This window comes from Leptospira brenneri (genome assembly GCF_002812125.1).
GTDB classification, from domain to species: domain Bacteria; phylum Spirochaetota; class Leptospiria; order Leptospirales; family Leptospiraceae; genus Leptospira_A; species Leptospira_A brenneri.
In genome coordinates this window covers 1-570 of sequence record NZ_NPDQ01000032.1, presented here as the reverse complement: position 1 = coordinate 570, position 570 = coordinate 1, and the positions used below count along the sequence as shown (strand labels likewise).

Here is a 570-nt window from a genome sequence, read left to right as displayed (position 1 = left end):
GGAAATGTAACCCCTAATGCAATTACAGAACACATAGATTACATTCCCGAAATTGATGTGGTTTATAATCCAGATACTATTCCATATTTTGGAGGCCGTGATAGAGAGCGACTTGCGACGGTAAGAGAAAGGCTAAGACAGATTCAAATTGGTGCGACTTCCCAAGAATGGACGGCTGATTGGTATGTTCTTATCGCACTCAGTTTTACATACGTCGAAAAAGTTGTTTTTAAATCTAGTAAATCACTCGGAATTCCCGGAGTAGTAAAGTTGTTATTACTTGGGCCGGATGGCTCTGCGTTATCACCTGCTCAACTTACTGAAGTTTCAGAACACTTCAATAGCGAAGCATTGAATCCAGGAGGTGCGGCTCATGTAATTGCAGAAAATGCGGGTGCAATTCCTATAAACAAAATATTCTCTTTATATTTTGCATCAGCAGATTCAATTCCTACGCCTGCGGCATTACAAACACTTGTGGACACTTTTTTTGCTGAACTAAAGGATCAGCAATCATTCATCGTAAATTCCTTCAAATCATTACTCCTACAATTTCCTGATGCTGTATCT

1 protein-coding gene is annotated in these 570 nt (G+C 39.6%); it reads left to right on the top strand.

The window, feature by feature from the left end; genetic code table 11:
* The coding region (locus tag CH361_RS19570; protein ID WP_208861474.1) for a baseplate J/gp47 family protein at window positions 1-570 on the top strand (570 nt) is incomplete at both ends.